General features: G+C 58.5%; 3 protein-coding genes. All 3 read right to left on the reverse strand.

What is annotated here, in order from left to right; translation table 11 throughout:
- Positions 1-12: 12 nt before the first annotated feature.
- A complete protein-coding gene (locus NW819_RS04600; protein WP_414413030.1) occupies positions 13-1764 on the reverse strand; it encodes a DUF2254 family protein in 1752 nt (583 codons plus the stop codon).
- A 27-nt stretch (positions 1765-1791) separates the two neighbouring features.
- The gene (ftsY, locus tag NW819_RS04605; RefSeq protein WP_414413031.1) at positions 1792-3300 is read right to left on the reverse strand and encodes a signal recognition particle-docking protein FtsY; all 1509 of its coding nucleotides are present in this window, start codon (positions 3298-3300) and stop codon (positions 1792-1794) included.
- A 103-nt stretch (positions 3301-3403) separates the two neighbouring features.
- Positions 3404-3695 (reverse strand): LmeA family phospholipid-binding protein (locus NW819_RS04610; RefSeq protein WP_414413032.1); only part of this gene is annotated, 292 nt, incomplete at its 5' end.

Below are 3695 nucleotides of genomic sequence, written 5' to 3' on the forward strand. Positions count from 1 at the left end.
ACTCCGTCCCGCTTACGCGATCAGCTTATCTGCCGGCAAGGTTAAGCCCTGAAACCAGCTAAAAAACTGCTCGGCATAGGGCCAAAGAGCGGGCTCCAAGTAGTAGAAGTTCTCCCCCCGGTCGGTAAACTCCCAAAACTCTGCAGCCGTAGAGAGCAGCTCTTGGTGGATGCTCTGTAGGCGCGCCAGGGGCTCGTGCTGCATATCCTGATAGATCAGCCTGGCCCAGTCCTCCCGGCCACGACTGAGGAAATAGGCTGCCAAGCGGACTTGGGTTTTGCGGATCCCACGCAGGGTGGTTTCCTGTTGCTCGCTTTCGGGATCCTGATCCAGACGTAACAAGGCTTGCACAATGGCTTCCGTTGTTTCAGAGCCCAGAGCACAGCTCGACTGGGCCAACATTCCCAGATCAAAGCCAAAGGTTTCAGATAGGAAAAAGAGGCCAGCTTTGTAGGCAATTAAGCTGTAGTAGCGAAAGTAGCCAACAATCTGCAAGACCAGAGCCGACTGGCGGTGTTGTAGGGCTGCCTCGGCCAACAAGCGGTACTGCTTGAGCAGGTTGTAGCCGCTGCGGATGTCTCGCGCGTTGATGACGGCCCGCAGATAGGTGTTGAAAAACTTGATCACCCACCCCGCTACCGTGAGTTGTTGGGCTTCCAGGGCGCGGATCCCCAGCTCCCGGCTGTGAATGGCCACCAGGGTGCTCGCCTGGCGCATGCCGTTTAGCCCTTCGGCAAATAAGGCTTGATACTGCCGCAGGATCTTCAGCTCCAGCCAGGATCCTTCTGCCTCGATCCGGCCCAGCAGGCCCCTATCCACCGAAGCAAAGTCCGGATCCCGCCGCAGAGCCGGGGTAAAGAGAAACCAGGCAGGGGGCAGTTGTGCTTTGTGAGCAGCATAGAAGACCCACAGAGACTTCAAGCTGTCCAAGGCTTCCAGGAGAATGCTCCCCTCCTGCTGACGGAGAGCACTGGTGGCGATGCTTTTGATTTCATCCAGAGCCGAGAGGCAGCGCTGATGAGCTGGCGAGCATTCGCCCATTGGAGAGTGCTGCTCTGTTGCTATGCCTACGGCACCCTGTATTCCTGCGCATCGCTGTTGCTGCACAACGTTGTCGTGACGAGGCCGCAGTTGCAGTGAACAACGGGAGAAATAGCCCCTCTTGGATCCGGAGTCCGATCCTGATCTCCTGGAAGCAAGGGATCCCAGGATGGCCTGCCGCACTTGCTGCTCAATGCGATGGATAATCGAAGCCGGCTGCAAAAAGTGAAACACGAAGCGAAAGTAGGGGATCAGCATCAAAAACGAAGCTGTGCCCAGCAGCAGATTCAGCCCGACGAGCAACCCTGGAGGGTGTTGCTCCGCAACGCCAACACGAACGTAAAAGCCCAGGGCTGCCGAACTCCACAAACTGACCACATTGGCCAAAATCAGGAAAAAGAAGAGGTAGAAATTGACTTTCTCGCGCAAAAACAGCTCCGTGACCTTTGGCGTGAAGCGATCCGCGCTCAACTGCACCACAATGGCCACCACCGAGAGGGTAAAGCCCAGCACCCCCGACAACACCTGAGCCAAGGTGGTTACAAATTCCTGCAAAGCTTCTGTATCCTGCGTGGATCCCGCCCGAACCAGGTTCAACCCGCTCTGGATCCAGCGGTGCCCACCCCAAGCCCAAAGCAAACCTGCCCCCACCACTGCAGCACTCCAGGGCAGAAAGCGGGGGCGACGCCCAACAAAGCCTGGATCTGTGTGTCTCTCTTTCACAATGGCCCTTCTCAGAGAGGGGGTGCCTCAATACTCGCTTAGAAGAGCTTCCACAAACTCGTAGCTGGAAAAAGGCCGCAGATCTTCTAGCCCCTCGCCGGCGCCGATAAAGCGGATGGGCAGGTTCATCTGCTGCGTAATGGCCAGGGCAATCCCCCCCTTGGCGGTGCTATCCAGCTTAGTCAGGATCACACCGCTCAACTTGGCAGCCTCGGCAAACACCTCGGCTTGGCGCAACCCGTTTTGCCCTTGGGTGGCATCCAGCACCAGAAGGCTTTCTACTTTGGCTTCGGGAGCTTTTTTGTCAACGATGCGGCGGATCTTGGCCAGCTCGTCCATCAGGTTTTTCTTGTTTTGCAGACGGCCTGCCGTGTCCACCAACAGCAGCTCGGTGCCCCTGGCCTTGGCGGCTGTGATGGCGTCAAAAACCACCGCTGCCGGATCGGCATTGGGAGAGGGATTGGCGATTACCTCTACCCCTGCTCGCTCTGCCCAAACCTTGAGCTGCTCCACAGCAGCAGCCCGGAAAGTATCAGCAGCAGCAATCAGACAGCGGTATCCAGACTTGCGGGCGACATGGGCAATTTTGCCAATGGTGGTGGTTTTGCCCGCCCCATTCACCCCGACAATCAGCCAAATGTTGAGCGTGTCCCGTTGTGGGGCAAAGGTGGGATTCCCCACCGTCAACATCTGCCGCATCTGCTGCTTGAGGTATTTGACGGCCTCCTCTGGGGGCACCACCTCCTCTCGCATGCGCTTTTGTAGGGCTTGGATGATCTGCTCGGTGGCGTCGATCCCCACATCGGCCTGCAGCAACAGGGCCTCAATTTCTTCCACAGCCTTCTGATCCAGAGGGCCGCGGCCTACCAGGGCTTTCAACTGGTTGATCAGGTTAAGGCGGGTTTTGCCCAAGCCTCGCCGCAGCTTTTGCAGCCAGGAGATTTCCTCAACGGAAATCTCTTCCGGTTTGCGCCCTTGAGCCGCCAAGATCTCGGCTGACCAGCGGAAGCCCTCATCGAAGACCAGCTCTTCCGGCCCCGTCTCTGGAGAGGGAGCAACCGCTGCAGTCGCCGCCTCGGGTTTGGGCTCGTCCACAGCGCTGGCTTGCAGGGCTTGGAGACGCTCAGCAGCACGGGGAGCCAGATCGAAAAACGAGGGAGCTGCCGCCGGCTGCACAGGGGGCGATTCTGGAGATGCTGGTTCTTGTGTTGGAGTGGAGGACTGGACGGGTTCACGGGGTTCTGCTTGGGCAAGTGGGCCGGAGTCCTCAGTCGAGGCCGGTGGCTGTGGCTGGACGGATTCTGCAGGGATCCCTTCCGCTGGCGCAGGTGGGACAGAGTCCTGGGTTGCCGGTGGGGCTTGGGCAGCAGCACGGGCCTTCAGGTTGGCATAGGCGGCTTTGGCAAAAGCCAAATAGTCTTCAGGGGAGATCTCCGCCGGTTCTGTGGCTGGCGCGGGGGCTGGTGGCGAAGACTCCGCTTCACCAGGAGAGTCGGTAGAGTCGGTATAGCGGCGGCGAAACCAATCGAAGGCCATAATCCCATCTCCAGCCTGGCTGATCTTTATCCAGTTTGACAGAGCAGCTCTCCTGCTAGAGCGCAGCCTCAAGAAGCTCATCCACGCTCAACAGGGATCCCCGTTAGCGGGACGAGGTCCTTTCCAACCCTTCCACCCGCACAAACCCAATCACCTGCAACTGGTCAGGCTCTATCTCTAGGCTGAGCACCCGCATCAGGATCCCAATCTCTTCCAGCTCTTGCAGGTCAAGCACCTCATTGAGCCCGCCCAAAAACGCTGCTGAGATCTCATCGGGAACCCGTACAGAACCGATCACAAACTCCGGATTCTCCAGCTTTAGGCTGCGCCCTTCTTCCACGCGGATCCCGGTGTTAAACACCACCTCCACCGCTCGCGTTAGCGGGACGGAGTCC

Origin of the sequence: Synechococcus sp. R8-2 (genome assembly GCF_047461715.1) — a bacterium.
Classification (GTDB): Bacteria; Cyanobacteriota; Cyanobacteriia; order Thermostichales; family Thermostichaceae; genus Thermostichus.

What these genes read in the sequence shown, in the direction of transcription:
- ftsY (WP_414413031.1), bottom strand. Translation starts at nt 3,300, where the DNA reads ATGGCCTTCGATTGGTTTCGCCGCCGCTATACCGACTCTACCGACTCT.